9 protein-coding genes (1 of these 9 running past the window's edge) are annotated in these 16389 nt (G+C 70.2%); all 9 read left to right on the top strand.

Annotated elements, in window-relative coordinates; all coding sequences use genetic code 11:
• Positions 1–99 precede the first annotated feature (99 nt).
• On the top strand, positions 100–390 hold the full coding sequence (locus OHA72_RS06205) for a WXG100 family type VII secretion target (protein WP_327006891.1): 291 nt from the start codon (positions 100–102) through the stop codon (positions 388–390).
• Between the two features lie 29 nt (positions 391–419).
• A complete protein-coding gene (locus OHA72_RS06200) occupies positions 420–707 on the top strand; it encodes a WXG100 family type VII secretion target (RefSeq protein WP_327006890.1) in 288 nt (95 codons plus the stop codon).
• 93 nt (positions 708–800) lie between these two features.
• Positions 801–1418, top strand: a complete 618-nt coding sequence (locus tag OHA72_RS06195; RefSeq protein WP_327006889.1) for a hypothetical protein — start codon at positions 801–803, stop codon at positions 1416–1418.
• 15 nt (positions 1419–1433) lie between these two features.
• Positions 1434–3776, top strand: a complete 2343-nt coding sequence (locus OHA72_RS06190) for a hypothetical protein (RefSeq protein ID WP_327006888.1) — start codon at positions 1434–1436, stop codon at positions 3774–3776.
• Positions 3777–3790: 14 nt separating this feature from the next.
• Complete coding sequence (locus tag OHA72_RS06185; RefSeq protein ID WP_327006887.1) at positions 3791–4117, top strand: hypothetical protein; 327 nt, start codon at positions 3791–3793, stop codon at positions 4115–4117.
• A complete protein-coding gene (locus OHA72_RS06180) occupies positions 4114–5019 on the top strand; it encodes a WXG100 family type VII secretion target (RefSeq protein ID WP_327006886.1) in 906 nt (301 codons plus the stop codon). The genes OHA72_RS06185 and OHA72_RS06180 overlap by 4 nt, the downstream gene beginning before the upstream one ends.
• Entirely contained in the window at positions 5016–5474 is a 459-nt protein-coding gene (locus tag OHA72_RS06175; RefSeq protein WP_327006885.1) for a YbaB/EbfC family nucleoid-associated protein, read from the top strand. Before OHA72_RS06180 ends, OHA72_RS06175 begins: the two co-directional genes overlap by 4 nt.
• Positions 5474–5788 carry a hypothetical protein gene (locus tag OHA72_RS06170; RefSeq protein ID WP_327006884.1) on the top strand — a complete coding sequence of 105 codons (315 nt, stop codon included), beginning with the start codon at positions 5474–5476 and terminating at the stop codon, positions 5786–5788. Before OHA72_RS06175 ends, OHA72_RS06170 begins: the two co-directional genes overlap by 1 nt.
• A gap of 26 nt (positions 5789–5814) precedes the next feature.
• A protein-coding gene (locus tag OHA72_RS06165) for a zeta toxin family protein (protein ID WP_327006883.1) crosses the window boundary here: on the top strand, positions 5815–16389 show its 5' portion. Its footprint extends 37314 nt past the window's final position; 10575 of the gene's 47889 nt are visible here — the first part of the coding sequence; the start codon lies at positions 5815–5817; its stop codon lies off the right edge, out of view.

The raw sequence follows: 16389 nt of genomic DNA, 5'->3' as shown, positions 1-16389 counted from the left end.
CGGTGCTACGGGCGTGTTGCGGATGGTGGCATGGCGCGTGTCACACACAGTTCGCCAGCGGCACGCCCGTCGTGCCCTCGCTGACTCGGGAGGTCATTCATGGCGAAGGCTACCAAAGGGCAAATCGAAGACATTCACAACAACGCCGGCCGCCACCGGGATTCCGCCAATGCGTTCCAAGAGGCCAACACCAAAGTGCAGAACACGGTCGATGGCTTGACGGCGATCAACAAGGGCGACCTCATGGACAAGCTCGACGCGTTGCAGAACGAGTGGAGCGCGAACGTCAAGAAGGTCGTCAACGATCTCAACGACATGGCGAGCTACCTCGATGATGTGGCGAACAAGATTCAGCAGCAGGACGCGGACAGCGGCGGCGGACTCAACTGACACCGCCCGACAGCAGATAGGAGGATCGTATGGCCGACCTGGTTCATTACGACTACGAGTCGATGGACAACGCGTACGAGGACATGAAGAAGACCTCGGACACGATGCGGCAATCGTGCGAGGACCTGACCTCGGACGCGCTGCGGCTGCTGCAGAGCAGCGCCGGCGCCTACGCCGATGGCTACGAGGCCAAGGTGAAGAAACTCAACGCTCACTTCGAAGAGCTCAACGACCAGATGACGATTCGCGCGAAGGAACTGCAGAAGCGGTTCGACGACATGGGCCAGATGGACATCAAACTCGGCGACGGTTTCTGACGCGGCCGGCACCCGGGGCCGGCCTCGACCGGCGCGGCCGGTGTCGACCCCGCCGACGCATATGCGTAATCGCGAGAGGACGGTGAGGAGTTCTTGGCAACGACAACGACCATCTCCACCACGGAGGCGGACGATTTCGCCCGTCGCCTGCGCGCCCTCGTCACGCCGGAGACGGTCTCGAGAATCGGGAAGCTGAAGACGATCGAGCTCGAGGCGGGACCGCCGGGCATGAACGCGGCCGAGTGGCTCGAGGCGATCGTGGGTGATCGCCGGGCCGCAGTGGTCGAACATCTCAACTACCTCGACACCGTGTTCGAGGGCATGGCGACGGCAGTGCAACGCGTCGCCGCGGTCCTGACCGGAACCGATGCCAGTGCCGAGTTGGCCGCGGGGGCCCTCAACACCTGGGTCGACCAGGTGAACGGGGTGAAGATCCCGGCCTTGCCCCCGGGCGGCAAGACCACCTACGACACCGGGGACACCGGCGGCGACCCGCAGATGCTGTGGCAGGTCGGCCCGACCGGCACCCACGCCGGCACGGACCCCAATATCGTCATCAATCTGCCGGACGGCAAGGCTGGCCTGCCGAACCAGCAGCTCTTCGACGAGTACGGGAAGATCATCAGCGACGCGCACGACGGCGAGAAGCCGCCGGCACTGATCTACACCGACGACGGTCGCGTCATCAAACCGGGCGATCCGGAAAACTAGCAGGCGAGGTCAACGGTGGCAGACGGTGGACTGGTCGGCTCGTTCGACGTTGCGCCCCCAACAGGTCAAACCTTCGCTCACATCAAAGTGTGGACGGACCTGTGGGGCGAGTACGGGCATCTCGTCAGCGATGCCGAGTCGATCGCGAAGCAATGGTGGGACGCCGCCACGCTTTTCCGCGCGTACGCCGACGCGCTGGACGCCGTCGCCGCCGACTTCCAGAAGATCCTGGCTGAACTGCGCGCCAAGTTCAGCGGCGCCGCGGCCGAGGCGATGGCCGCACGCGGCGACCAGATCGTCAAGCACGTGATGGAGGTCGCCAAGCAGGTGCGCGGCTACCCCGTGGTTGTCGACAACACCGGGCACGACATCAAGGTGCACAGTGTGGCGTTCTGGGAGGCGGTCAGCTACTTCCACCGGATGACCGAGATAGAAGAGGACAAGATCGAGGAGAACATCCGGGCGATCACTCAGGATTCCGGGATGTCCGGGTCCGAGATCGACGAGCTCGTGCGGCGGGGGCGCGATGCCGCCTACCAGATGGTCGAGCAGAACTACATGATCCCGCATCAGCGGAAGCTGTTGATGGTTCTCGCCTCGAAGTACGCGAGCAAGCACGCGGCCCTGATGCCGATCGACATCCAGATGAAAGACTTCAAGACCGTCTCCACTGGCGTCGGCGGCAACGGGTCGAATAACGGCTCGGGCAGTGGTTCCGGTAACGGTTCGGGCGGTGGTTCCGGTTCCGGTTCCGGCGATGGCTCAGGTTCCGGTTCGGGCGGTGGCCGCGGTTCCGGTTCGGGCGATGGCTCGGGTTCCGGTTCGGGCGGTGGCTCCGGTTCGGGTGATGGCTCCGGTTCCGGTTTGGGCGATGGCTCGGGTTCCGGCTCGGGCGGTGGCTCCGGGTCGGGGATGCCGGGCGGCGGCTCCGGATCGTCTGGCGGATCCGGGTCGCAGAAGGCAGCAAACGACGCCGCGAAGGCGGCCAACGACGCGATCGACGCCATGAAGGGTGCGGGCGCGGGTGAGTCGGGCGGCACCGAGTCGGGCGGTTCCGGGGCGGGCAGCCCGGGGTCGGGCAGTTCCGGGGCGGGCAGCCCGGGATCGGGCAAATCCGGGTCGGGCGGCGGTCCAGGCTCCGGCGAGCGGGACAAGGGGATGAAGGACGCCCAGGACGCGGCCAACAAGGCGATCGACGACCTCATGGGCGCCGGCTCGGGCTCCGGCCCAGGGTCGCCGTCCGGCTCCGGCTCGGGTGGCGGCAGCAAGCGGCCGCCAACGAGCTCGTCGGGCCCGGACTCCCAGGAACGCGCCCAGGCCCTGAAGGATGCCAAGGACGCGGCCGACAAGGCGATCGACGACCTTCTCGACGGCACCGAGGACGGCAGTGGCAATGGCATACCGACCACATCGGACCCGGACGCGCAGCAGCGGGCCGAGGCCCTGAAGGACGCGCGGGAGGCGGTCGACGACGCGATCCAGGACCTCATCGACGAGAACGAGGCCTCCGATGCCGACCCGCACGACAAGCAGGTGCGGGAGGACGCGCTGCGCGATGCCCAGGACGCGGCCGACGACGCGATCGGGGACCTGATCAAACGGACCGGTGGCGACTCGGCGCTCGACGAGGTGCGCCAGGACGCACTCGATGACGCGCACGGAGCGGTCGACGACGCCCTGGGCGACCTCAACAGCGAAGGCTCCGAGGTTCGGCAGGACGCGTTGGATGATGCCCGGACGGCGGCGGACGATGTCATCGACGAGCTCAAGAACGAAGCGCCCGACCGAGGTCTCGACACGGCGCAGGAGATCCACGCCGATGCGCTCGGCGACGCGAAGCGGGAGCTGAGCGCCGAGTTCGGCCGGCTGACCAACGAGACGCTGGCCGATACGACGCTCAGTGACGCCGACAAGCTGGCGCGGGTGGACGCCCTCAACGACGCGAAGAACGCCGCGCTCGCAGCGGTCGACGATGCTATCAAGTCCGACGCAGCCCAGGGGCGATCCGAGCTCTCGAGATTCCTCAGCACGCCCACCGGCGGCCAGACCGGCGGCACGGGCGGGACCGGAGGCGGGGTCTCGGGCGTTCAGCTCGGCACCGCCAGCGGTGGCGGTGGCGGTGGCGGTGGCGGCCAGAGCGGCGACGGGGGATCGGGTGCCCCGATGAAGCTCGACGCCACCTCGATGCCGGCGAACCATGGCATGCCCATGGCGCCGCCCATGGGCGGGATGGGCGCGGCCGGCCAGCCGCAGCGGGAGCGCGATCGCGCCAACTGGCTGGAGGGCGACGCGGACGTCTGGGTGGACGACGACGAGTGGTCCAGCCGTGCCATCGGGCGCCACCCGTCGTCGAGTTGAACCGGAGGCAGCACATGGCAGTAACCACATCCATCGACGGCGTCGCGATCGACCTGCTCGTCACGAGGCTGCGGGCGCTCGTGCCACCGTCGGTGCTGGCGGAGCTGAAGCAGTCGGGCAGTCCGCGGCTGCAGGCCGACGGCGCCCTCTTCGACGCCGCCCGCTGGCTGGACGACGTCGTCGAGGACCGGCAACAGGCGCTCGCCGAGCAGGTACGGCAGCTTCACATGCTCTTCGAGGAGCTGGCCGAGGCGCTCATCCGCATCCGCGGCGAAATCGCTCTCGCCGACAGTACGTCCGCGGACATCCTGGCCACGTCCCTGACTCGGGAGTCGACATGATCCCCCCCGCCCGAACGACGGCGGATGCCGTCGCCGACGCGCTCGAGTCGGTCGATCCGGCCTGGCTGCACGCGCGGGCCGCGCGATTCGACGAGGCGGACAGCCATATCGCGGGCATCGCCGACGGCTTCCGGTCCGTGCTTCGCGAGGTGGTCGAGGTCTGGCAGCGATACGAGGCGGGCGGTGCGGCGCCCGTCCTCGGCGAGCGTTCGAGGCAGGCGTTGCGGCGGCTGGAGGAGCTGCGCTCGCACGAGCCCGGGGAGGCGCTGCGGCGGGCCGCCGACAGCCTGGCCCAGGCGCGGCTGGAGCTGCGGGACCTGCGGGCAACGCGGGCCGCCACCTCCGGTGCGGCGGCGGCCGCCGACGAGCGGGCGGTCGCCGTGCTCAACCGGGTCTCCCAGGACTTCGCCGAGGCCGGCGGTCACCTGCTGGCGCTGCCGTACGGGCCCGGCTCGGAGATCGCCGGTCGCGGGCCGGGGTCCGCGTCGTCCACTGTGAAGCCGGCCCCGATGGAGCTGGAGGCGGCCGACGACCCGAAACCCCTGGGCGGCCGGGACCGTCTCCCTGGCCTGGGCGGTGTCTCGCCGCTGTCCAGCCTGCCCGACACACCCAATCCGGCCGGAGGTCAGCCGATGATGCCGATGATGCCCATGGGAATGGGCGCGATGGGTGCGATGGGCCAGCCCGGGGGCAAGGATCGGCAGCCCGGTGGGCAGGGCACCGCCGACCCCGGGGCGTGGCACGAGCCCGACGACGGCTGGGAGACCGTCGGTCGGGGCACCGGCCGGTCGGACCCGTCGGGCCGCGCGGCCCAGCGCCAGAGTGCCGAGCGTGAGGTAGAGCGAATGATCGACGACCTGCGGGAGGGGCGTCGAGACCCGATGACGAGGAGAAGGATATGAGTCAGCAGCTGGAGGGCGGTGCCCTGTCCCGCGGCCGGATCGCGGATGCCCTCGCTGAGCTGGAGGAGCAGCGCCGCAAGCTCACCGCGATGCAGAGCGAGATGGCGACCACCACGACCACCGTCCGCGCGCGGGACCGCCTGTTCACCGTGACGCTGGACGGCCGGGGCGAGGTCACCGGCATCAATTTCGACGGTTTCCGGTACCAGCGGCTGGCCCCGACCGAGCTCGCCAAACTGATCGTCGACACGATCGCAACCGGTCGCCGGGAAGCCATCGAGAAGATCGGCACGATGATGGGCGGCGATCCACTGCCCGGCATCTCCTTCACGGAGGTCGCCACCAATGCCCGACCGGCCGCCGAGGTGCTCGACTCGTTCCTCGGCGCCGCCCTGGATCGGTTGCCCGACAACGTTCGTAGCCGGGTCGAGCAGCGCATGCGAGGGGATCAGTAATGTCCAGGATCACGCACATCGACATCCCGAGTGCCGATAACGCCATCAACAACCTCGGGAAACTCGTCGCGGACTACCAACAGGCCGTGGCGCAGATCAGGCGGATCGCGAGCGACCTGCACGGGTGTTGGGGCAACGACGACATGGGTAACGCGTTCGCCGCGAGCTATGTCGACCCGGCTGCCAACGTGCTGGCCGGATCCGAACAGTCCGTCGCGTCGCTGCGCGAGGTGGAGAAGTACCTGCGCGAGGCGGTGCGCAAGTTCCAAGAACTTGACGCGGACTCCGGCCGGCACCTCGAGTTCCAGGACTAGTAGAGACAGACGAGCAGGTATCGCGCGTGCCACAGGATCTTCCAGACGGCCTGCAGACCTTCCTGAAGGTCGTCCTCGGTCAGCCGTGGCCGGAGGGTGACGTCGGGCAGCTGCGGGAGCTCAGCCGTGCCTGGCAGACCTACCACAATCAGCTCGAAGATCTGATCAAAGGTTTCCGCTCTGTCGGCAACGCCCTGGACCAGGCGATGGAGGGTGATGCCGCCGACCAGTGGATCAGCTACCTGCAGACCGAGCTTCCCAGCGGCCTCACCGACCTGCTCGCGATCACCCAGAACTTCGCTGACGGGGCGCTGAACACCGCCGCGGACATCGACGAGGCCCGGATCATGATCGGCATCCAGGCCGCGATCACGATGGCGGCGGTCGCGTACCTGCTGGCCACGATCTTCGGGGCGGTGTTCGTTCCGGCCGTCATCTCGGTCGCGCGGCTCATCATTCAGATCCTCCTCGATATTCTCCTCGAGCTGGTCCTGGAGGTCGTGCTCGGGTTCGTCATCCCGCTGGTGATCGAGGCGTGGCAGACGTACGTCGATCACACGCGGACCCACATCGACTGGGACAAGCAGTGGAAGAACCTGGGCAGCAGCATCGTCGGCGGGCTCGCGGCCGGTTTCGGCAAGGTGGCGGCCAACTTCGTGACCGGCCACCTGGCCTCGAAGCTGATCGGAAACCAGCTGAAGTTCACCCTCGACCGGTCGGGTCAGGGGATCCGGGTCGAGGGTGCTGGCTTCAAGACGTTCTACTTCGTCAACAACGCCACCTGGCAGGGGCTGGGCGGGGTGGTGGCGGCGAGCGCCGACATGGCCATCCAGGGCGGCGAGTTCAACTGGGGCACCGTCACCGCCTCGGCCATCCCCGGTGCCGCCGAGGGCACTGACCGGCCCTACGGCTTGACCGGCCTGATCGGCAACGTGGTCGAGCGCATCGTGCTGCCGCAGAGCGTGCAGGTTTCGAACGGCCCTCTCAACGCTCCAGACACGGTCTACCCCGCGGTGGCTGCGGGCACCGGCTGGGAGACCCAACCCGCGACCCAGGCGTCCGGCGTAGAGGCGCCGCGCGCCCCCTCAGAGCCGGTCTACCCCCCGGTGAGCCCCGGCACCGGCTGGGAAACCCAACCCGTGACCCAGCGGTCCGGCGTGGGTTCGGAGCAGGGTTCGGTGGCGCCGGGCCAAGGCGGGGAGACTGCAGCATCCGGCTACGCCGAGTCGTACTCGGGCACCACCCTGGCCGGCACTCCGATGACGGGTACCACTGCCGCCAGCACCCCGGCCGGCGGCACCCCGTATGCGGGCTCCGTGGCCGGCGGCTCGGACAGCTCGGACGCTTCCGGGCGGGGCGGGTCGTCGGCGGCGGCGGGGGCCGCGGTCGCCGAGGCGATGGCCACGGCCGGGCACACGCCCGAGTCACTGGCGACCGCGACCGGCGTTCCTGCCACCACCATCGAGGCCCTGCTGGAGACGGCGGCGGGTGGGGCCGCGACCACCGTGTCCGTGGCGGAGGCAACCTCGATCGCCGATGGACTGGGGCTGACCGGCACCGACCGGGACTCCTTCGTCGCCGCCACGACCGATGGCTCCGCCAGCCCCGCGGAGGTCGCGGGCCACATGCAGGCGGCGATGGACGCGGCGGGCATCACCTCGGCCGCCGACGTGGCCGAGCTGGCCGGCGTCCCGGAGAGCACGGTGCGGGAACTCGCCGGCGGCGACCCGACCAGCCTGAGCGTGGCCGAAGTCAGCCGGGTCGCGGACGCGCTGGGATTGGAGGGACCGGCCCGGGACAGCTTCGTCGCTGCCGTCGCCGGTGGGACGGAGTCCAGCTCCGGGCCGCCGCCGGGGGCGTACATCCAGGCGGCGATGGCGCAGTTCGCGACCGAGGGGCTCACGGTCGAAGGGTTGGCGGTGCGGGCGGGCATGCCGGTCGAAACCGTCCGCGATCTCCTCGCGGGCGAGCGGGTCACGCTGTCGGTCACCGACGCCACCCGCCTCGCCGACGCCCTCGATGTCGACGGCCCGACCCGGGAAAGCTTCATCAACGCCGCCACCGCAGTCCCGGTGACCCCGCCGACATCCTTTGTGGACAGTGATGGTGGCCACCCCTCAGTCTCGGACTACCTCAGCAGCGGTGCGAGCCGATCGGACGGGCCGACATCGGCTCTGGGCGCATCGGCTCTGGGCGCATCGGCTCTTGGGCGACCGGCCACGGTCTCACGCCAGTCCGGCTTGGCCGAGCACCTGCAGCGCCCGGTCACGACAAGCAGCCCCGGTCTCGGCGACGTCGGTCCGGTCCAGCCGGACCAGACGCGGGGCGCGGACACGACAGCGCAGTCGGCGCTGGCCGCGCATCTGGCCGGGGCACTCGAGTCGGACGGGCCGGTCACGCCCGAGCTGACGCCGACGCCGCCGTCCAGGGTGGAGGGTGAGTCCCACGAGGTCCCGGTCACTGTGGACAGTGAGGGTGCCCTGGTCTCGGCCCAAGTCGCGCTGGAGCCGACTGTCTCCGCCCCGGCCAGCGGCGCCGGCCGGCAGCTGTCGGCCGCGGCCGGGCCGTCGCGCCAGCGGTCGGCGGCGCGTCGGGGCCGGCGCCTGTCGAACTTCGCGCGGCGGGAGCAGCCGCCGCCGGGCGAGACCCGATCGGACGAGGTCTGCGTCCCGCAGACTCTGGCGGCCTTCAACGCCCGGTATGGACGGTCGGGCAACCGGTCGGTCGACGAGCGGATGGTCGGCCCAGGCGGCCGGACGCCGGCGACGCTCACCTGGGCGGACTTGGTCGATCTCCTGCAGGGTGTCGAGACGCGTCTCGTCGACGGGCAGCCGACCGGCGTGCAGATTGTGGCCGCGCTCGCGGCGACGCCGGGATCGATGGTGATCGTGGATATGGCGCCATCCGGGCAGGCGCGGCACGTCTTCGCGCTGGTCAATGAATCGGCCGGGGCGGCCCGGCCGGACGTGCGCATCGTCGACGTCACCGAGCACGGCAACTACGAGCGGCCAGTGACGGTGGCATTCGCGCGGTCCCCGGAGAACCTGGCCGGCCACCACCTGTTGCGCGCGCTGGTGCAGGAGAACACCACGGTCCTCGCGTTCGACGGCACCGGGCAGCCCACCACGATCGCCGAACTGCTCGGCGAGGAATTCGTGGCGGCCGGCCCGTCGACGCGGGTCGACGCGCTGCTCGACCCCCCGACCACCAACCGCCGCGGTGCGCCGCCCCGTCGGACCGCGACCGAGAGCGACGAGAACCCGGACGAGTCGGCGGCGACTGAAGGTGCGCCGGTGCCGACGGTCGTGGAGCCACCGACGGAGCACACGTCGACGACCAGCCCGGCGTCGCCGATCCCCGGCCCCCGGGCGGTCACGCCGCTTGAAACTGTCACCCCGATGGGGGTCGACGCGACTCCGACGGAGGTCATGCCGACAGCTGCCATGCCACGGGCGGTCGCCCCGGCGGCCTCGGTGGCGTCACCACTGCCGGCCGACCGGACGCCCGACGTGTCGTCTCCCTCGACGCCGGACCTGACCCGTCCGGTCCCGCCGGTCGCGCCCCGTCCGGTCCCGCCGGTCGCGCCCCGTCCGGTCCCGCCGGTCGTGGCCGGCCCGTCCCGGCCGCCGGCCGCCCCGTTCACCGAGCCGCCGACCGCGCTCCCGACCAGCGTCGGGCCCCAGCGCCGGATCGGCGCCAACACGTGGTACAGCGTCGCCGCCAGCGGCACCCAGGGCATCGGCCGGGCCGAGTTCAGCGGTGACGGCCGCCTGCGGTTCCGCGCACTCGGCGAAGACGGGGTCGAGCTGCGGACGGTCGCCGCCGCGCAGTGGCGCCGCTCCGGTGATGTCCTGGTCGACCCGACCACCCGGCTGGCATTCGAGCCGGACACCGGGGTGGTGCGCCAGGCGGGGACCGAGGAGATCGGCGCGGCCGCCGGTCCAGCCGTCACCGTCTCCGCCGATCTCGTCGGCATCTATGTCTGGACCAGTGGCAGCGACGGCTTCAGCCTCGAGTACGGCCGGCACGACATGCGGCCGAGCCAGGGGACGATCACGCAGCCGAACCCGCACACGACCCCGCTGAACCGGCTGCAACGGGAGATGGTGCAGCTGGCCAAGCTGAACGCCACCGCCCGGGCCTACACCATGCGTCCGGACCTGGCCCGGGACCTCCTGGCGAACATCGGCGACGCAGCCGTCTACCAGTTGCGGCTGATCTCGGCCAAGTTGACGTCGATGAACGACAAGCCACGGATCCCCCCGCCGTGGTTCGGCGTCGTCGATCCCCACGCGGTCGCCACCACCGGCGAGCAGCCACGGTACTTCTCGCTGGGCCACCACAGCCGGGTCATCATCCGTCCGGCGGACGGAGCACCCGAGTCCGGCTCGTTCGCCGTACCCGACATCACGCCGCGCTCGCGCGACCAGCTCGTGCAACTGGTCGTGGACACGCTGCCCGCGAGCCGGAAGTTCCTCGCGCCCCACGTGGAGGCGGCGGTGCGCAAGTACCTCGCCGCGTACGACGGGCGGGTCTTCCTGGAGATGGCGCTGAACGAGGGCGTGCCCCTGGAGGTCACGCTGCCCGGCCGCCCGCACTGGTCGCCGTTCGGGAAGCGGACCTACGAGATCCGGGTCAAGCTGGCACCGGGAGACCCACTGCGGGCGGAGTACGTGCCCCTCACCGACGCCGAACGGGTGCCACCGGGCCTTGAATGGCACATCCCGGTGAACGCCGACCACGAGGTCCAGAAGTTCAACGACCACTCCGTGTCGGACAGCCGCAAGATCAACGTTGGCGTCGGGACGGACAATCTGCTCCCGGACAGCGTCGGCGCCGACGTCAGGGCCAAGTTCGCACTGACCGGGGCCAGTTCCCGTACCTTCGCGGACGGCGACGACACGGTGTCGGCGACCAAGCGCTACCTCGATCTGACCGGGCTGTCGGCCTACTTCGAGTACGGCCCGGCCGACCGGGGACGTCCGGTTACCGAGGGCGCCCATATGGTCACCGAGGTCCGCGAGCTCGTTCGACAGCGCCGATTCCTGCGGCGATCGCTCCGGGTGCTGTCGGCGGAGGTTGAAACCGGGACGAAACGCCTGGGGTTGCGCTTCGAGTTCCCGCAGGACCTGTCCCCCGAGCGGCCGGACGGGGTGCACGGGCTGGTTCCGGACGCCCCGATGAAGCTCAATCCGTCGGGCCAGCCATTGGGCGTCGACATCGACCAATACCTGGAGGCGCTGCACGAACCGACGGCCGAAGGCGCCGTTGCTCCGGGCGGCGAGCTTCCGCTGGAGTCGCTGACGAAGCAACAGGCGGACGCGCTGACGCGGGCGCTCGGCTACGTGCTCCTCGTCCCGGAGGCGGCCGGCGGGCTCGAGCGGCTGCGCGCGCAGGTGCTGGCCCGGCTGGGCGGTGGACCCGAACGGCTGTCGGCGAAGGCGGCCGGCAGGCTCGAGCGGCTGCGCGCCAAGGTGTTGGCCAGGCTGGGCCGTGGACCCGTACGGCTGTCGGCGGAGGCGGCGCAGGATGCCGCGTGGTGGCTGAGCGAGGCGGCTTTCCTCCGCATGATCCAGGACGTCATCGGCAGCGGCGACACGGGTGCGGTCTCGCCTCCGTTCGCCAACGGAAAGCACTACTTCCAACTGCCACTCTCCGCCAAGCTGCTCCAGGCGGAGGCGGTTTCCATCGACGACGTCCCGATCAAGGAGGAGATCCAGCGGTTCCGGGCGTCCCACAACGACACGGTCGAGGGTGGTGGGCTGGCGGTCGGCGTCGAAGCCTCGGCCGCCGGTACCATCGGCGACCCGGAGGCCAAGGACAACAGCCTCCTGCTGAATCTCGGCGGCGGCCTGTCGGCCGGGGTCGAGAGCGGCGCGAGCCGTGGCACCTACGCGACCCAGGGCTCGGGCGACATCCGGGGCCTGGTCTACGTCGGCGACAGCGTGCGCTACCGCCTCACGATGCATGCCCGTACCGGCGTTCTGACCGATATGAAGGGTGTCGATCCTTCGCCGGTGGCCGACATCATCGAGGTCTTCGTCCGGATTCCGGTCCAGCAACAGGCCCGGTTCGAGGAACTGCTGCGGCGGGCCATGAGCGACCCGACCACCGACCCTGTCTCTCGATGGGCCGACCTGCCGCAGGACCGCGACCCCCTCCCGGCGGACCCGGGTGAGGCCAACAACATGCGCCGCGCCGAGGAGGAAGTGCTCTACCCGCCGGCCACGCTGGCGTCCAAGCAGAGCATGGGCAAGGGTGCGATGGAGCGCCTGGCCGGGGCCGAGGCGGTGCTGGGTGAGCTGCTCCGCCTGGAAGCCACGGCGGACCGGCAGATACCAGGCCTGCCGCAGCGTAGCCAGCGTGAGCAGAGTCTCCATCTGCGAGTGCTCAGCGCCAGCGCGACGCGCGAGGCATTACTCAACCACGGTCTCGCGGTCGACAGTCCGGATGGCCACACCTGGACCGACGAGCAGCCCGGCTGGTTCGGCACGGTGTACCGGCGTTACGTCGTGCGGGCCGAGCGAGGCGACGATCCGGTCGGCTCCGGGCGCATCGCCAACGCCAAGATCGAGACCATGCCGGCCGGGTTCAAGAACCTCACCGGTGATGTGCGGGTCGGCACCAGCGCGTCGTTCGCCGGCCGGTTCGCCCCGATGGTGCTGCGTCTGTTCGGTCTTCCCTTCGGCGGGTCGGTGCGGTTCGGTGGGTCGATCGGACGCGACGAGTCGACGTCCCTCGGCGCCACCGGCTTCCAGATCCAGGCCGTCCTCTACAAGGGACCGGCCCGCTACTTCGACTACGGGGCCACGTTGCACCTGTCGGTGCAGACCGAGTACCACCGCAACGCGCTGGGCTGGGTGTGGCAGGCGATCTTGAGTCTGCTCAGGTTCTCCCGCCCGGCGAAACCGGTCACCACCGCGGAGCCGCGCACCCACACCCTGCCGGCATCGATACGCCACGTCGTGCCCGAGTACCTGACCCGGACGGCGCGGGCGGGGAGGCCGACCCGGGAACGCACCGGGGCGGTGACCGAGCTTTCGGACACCCCGGAGAAGACGGTCGCGCAGCAGCTCACGGAGAAGCTCACCCCGCCGGTCGCCGCCCCGAAGCCGCCCGCCGAGCCGGAACCCGCCCGGACCGGCGAGTTTGGCGGGTACGACCCGGTGCCCGTGGACACGCTCCCCGCCGACTGGGCCGCCGAGCCGGCGGCGCCGCTGCGCGGTGGGGGACACCGGCCGATCAACAACGACGACGCCACGCAGGACGTCCTCGGCGGCGGCCGCCTGCGGCAACACATCGTCGAGACCCTCGGTGCCCTGGACCAGCGCCCCACGGGCCGGGGAGCGTTCGGCTCCCTCCTCGGGCTCCTGTTCTGGCGCCGGAGGCTGACGCCCCTGTTGACCCAGGAACTGGCCGACCGGGCCACCGACATCTCCCAGCTGATAGGGATCCACGTCGCCGGCAATTCACCGATGCACGCGACCAAGACGCTGAAGGGCCTCTTCTCCAACACCCAGTACGACGTCCACCTGGTGAGCCGTCCGTATGACCCCAGGCCGGCCGGGCCGCCCACCGAGACCATGAAGATGGACGTCGGCGAGGGCGGTCAGGCCGTCGGGTACGGCCGCGGCAAATCGAGGTCATTCAACTTCGGCGGCGCCATCTCGTTCATCAAGACCATCGGTACGGACAACTCGCTCTCGCCGGACGCCGGCGGCGGCGGTAGCCGGGCCAAGCGGAAGGGGTTCGGGCGAGGGCTCGGCCCGCAGGCCGGCCGGCTGAGCCAGCTCACCCGCTCCTACGAGCCGACCACCAGCGACGGGTCGTGGGCGGTGGTCGTCCGGCGCCGCCAGAAGACGTTCGGGTTCAGCTTCTTCCACCGTGACGACTACCGTTTCTTCGATGTCTCGGATGGGATCTCCTACCTGCGGACTCTGCAGTCGGACCCGCTGGCCATTCCCCGAGCTGTCGATCCGGCCCACCGGACCGTGGGAGAGATGCTCGCCCTGCCACCCGCGGTCCGGCCGGCGCCGGAGACCGAGGACAGCCCCCCGGCCGAGACCGACGGTCCGACGCTGCGGGACCTGTACTCCGAAAGGGGTGCCCGTCGGGTTCCGCCGGGCCTCAGTGCCCGGGCACGGGTACTCGGATGGCTCGAGGCGCCGCTGGTGGAACCCACGCGCCTGGAGGCGATTGCCGAGGTATCGGAGGGCGAGGAGGCATCGCAGGCAGAGGCGCCGGAGCCGGTGCCCGCCCGACCGGTTCGCCGTCTCACCACCATCACCAACACCGTGACCGGCACCAACCTGGCCTGGCGGGAAGGTCTGGGCCCGCTGGACAAGGCGGGCGAGGCGGCGGATGACTCTCCCGTTTACCCGACCGCGAAGAGTGAGGGTACGAACGTCTCCGTCGAGTCGGAGGCGGACGAGGCCCTGGGAGACTATCCGCTGACGCTGGATGACCTGCCGGTCGGCGTTCCCGTCGACCGGCTCTTCGCGGTCGTGGACGAGTCCGGCCGCCTGACGGTGAACGACACGAATCCTTTGGTCGCGGCGGTGACCCGGTCGTTGCCGAAGCGTTTCCACAAGCGCGACTGGACGGTCACCGTGGAGACGGGCGGCCCGACAACACCGGCCGGAGAGCCCGCGGGCCCGGGTGAGCGGCTGGCTGCGCTGCTGAACCCGGGCTCGCTGACGGCCCTCGGGTACACGCTGCCGACCGGCATCCAGCTTGTCGCGACCCGATCGGGGTTCCTCTTCCACGAGACCGCGGTCGTCAACCTGCAGCTTCACCGGGACGGCGATCGGCTGCGCATCGCGCGCGCGGAACACAAACTGCCCTCGCGCTTCGTCCTCTCCGAGGTCATCAAGCGGGCCAATGTCGCCATCTACGCGTTCCGCAACAACGCGGTGACCACAGCGGTCGAGCGCTCCAAGGCCGTCGACTACAGCGCGGGTGGGCGGCTGTCGGCGAAGGTGCCGGTCGAGGAAGGGCCGAAACTGGAACCCGCCATTTCGGCGAAGGGAGCGATCAAGGTCGCCCGGGAAGAAGCGTTGGCCCGCACCGACGGTGCGCGCGACACGCACTTCATCACGGGCTCGGCCGGCCGCTACAGCGCGGTGAGCGAACTGCGGGCCACCGCGGTGGTGGCCCGCGAGCCATCCCGATTGCTCAACGCGATCCTGCCGATCGTGGCCCGGTCCATCGTCAACCTCCGGCCGGTCAAGGCTCCCGAACCGACGTCACAACTCGTGCTGGAACGCTCGATCGTCCCGTTCGATCTGACCCTGGAGGACGTCGAGCCCGGGCCGGACTCCGAGACGGCGGTGACCGAGACGGCGGTGACCGAGACGGCGGTGACCAAAAAGGCGCCAACCCCGCGGGTGGTCGAGGTTGGACCGGACAGCGAGGTGCCAGCCGGCGCGGTCGAGTTCCCCGTGACCATGCAACAACTCCTGGCCCGAGAGGTCAGGGCCTTCGGCGTCAACCCGAAGGTGGCCGCTGAGCTCCAGAGTCTGGTGATCGGACGGTTGCGAAGTTTGGTGGACCCACCGGCAGGCGGGTCGAGGCCGGGCCACGTCGTGCGCCGGACGGTCCGGCCGGGTCAGCGGGCGGGCGACGCGATCAGCGCGTTGTTCTCGGTCCCGATGTTGTTGCGGGAGTTGGAGTTCCACGTCGACAACGACGGCCTGCGCGCGACATTCATCGCCGACGACGGTGTGCTGACGGACAAGCGGGCCCGCGTCACGATGAAGATCAGGTTCTTCAACCCGCGCATGTTGAACTGGCTCAATATGTGGACCGAGTTCACCACGCCCCAGTTCACCGAGCACAAGGAGCGGGTGGGCGCCAGCGTCTCGCAGGGCGTCGCGGGCGCGGTCGGCGTGCCGGTCGGGCCGGCGGCGCTCAGCATGGGATTCTCCTTCGGGCCCACGGTCAGCCGGGCCGGCAGCGCCGTGCTCAAGTCGCAGTTCCCGACCACGGGCTTCCTGACCGCGATGGCGCAGCTGCGGACCCAGCTGGACGCGCGCGTGACCTTCGAGGTCGACGGTGAGTACAGCCCTCTCCTGTTCGGCGGGGTGCCGCTCGGAGATCCGGTCAGGATCGAGGCGGACGCGGCCGGGCTCTTCGTGGTCCTGCTCGACCCGCTCCACACGATCACCCGGGGCCTGACGCATCCGCTGGGTGTTCCGCACGGGCCCGGATACGGCTTCGTGAGCCAACGGGTCTTCGAGGAGCGCGAGGACAACTCTGCCGAAGCCGTTCGCCGCCGCGAGGACGAAGTCTCGGCGTGGGCGTCGTTCCCGCCCGTGGACGGGGTGGCGGTCATCAACATCAAGACCCGACTGGCCGATGACGGAAGCGTCCGCTTCGAGTTCGCCGACCGGATCCTGACCGTGGAGCAGTTCCAGACCGAGGTCCTGGAGCCGCTGCTGCGCAACAGCCAAGGCAAGCCGAGGTTTCAGCTGGTGGCGCTGGTGGGCTCGTACCTCGGTCGGCCCGGACCAGATGGTGGGCCGTCGGTGGCCCAACGGTACGCCGATGCCTTCGGCACCGAGTTCATCGCCGCGCCCGGCCGGGTGCACACCGACACCGGG

This window comes from Dactylosporangium sp. NBC_01737 (assembly GCF_035963215.1).
Taxonomy (GTDB): domain Bacteria; phylum Actinomycetota; class Actinomycetes; order Mycobacteriales; family Micromonosporaceae; genus Dactylosporangium.
The sequence above is the reverse complement of the archived record's forward strand: the minus strand, read 5'-3'. Positions and strand labels throughout refer to the sequence as shown.

Bases quoted from the DNA above. Each gene is read 5' to 3' on its own strand.
- OHA72_RS06170 (WP_327006884.1), top strand. From the start codon at position 5,474: ATGTCCAGGATCACGCACATCGACATCCCGAGTGCCGATAACGCCATC.
- OHA72_RS06180 (WP_327006886.1), top strand. From the start codon at position 4,114: ATGATCCCCCCCGCCCGAACGACGGCGGATGCCGTCGCCGACGCGCTC.
- OHA72_RS06175 (WP_327006885.1), top strand. From the start codon at position 5,016: ATGAGTCAGCAGCTGGAGGGCGGTGCCCTGTCCCGCGGCCGGATCGCG.
- OHA72_RS06200 (WP_327006890.1), top strand. From the start codon at position 420: ATGGCCGACCTGGTTCATTACGACTACGAGTCGATGGACAACGCGTAC.
- OHA72_RS06205 (WP_327006891.1), top strand. From the start codon at position 100: ATGGCGAAGGCTACCAAAGGGCAAATCGAAGACATTCACAACAACGCC.
- OHA72_RS06185 (WP_327006887.1), top strand. From the start codon at position 3,791: ATGGCAGTAACCACATCCATCGACGGCGTCGCGATCGACCTGCTCGTC.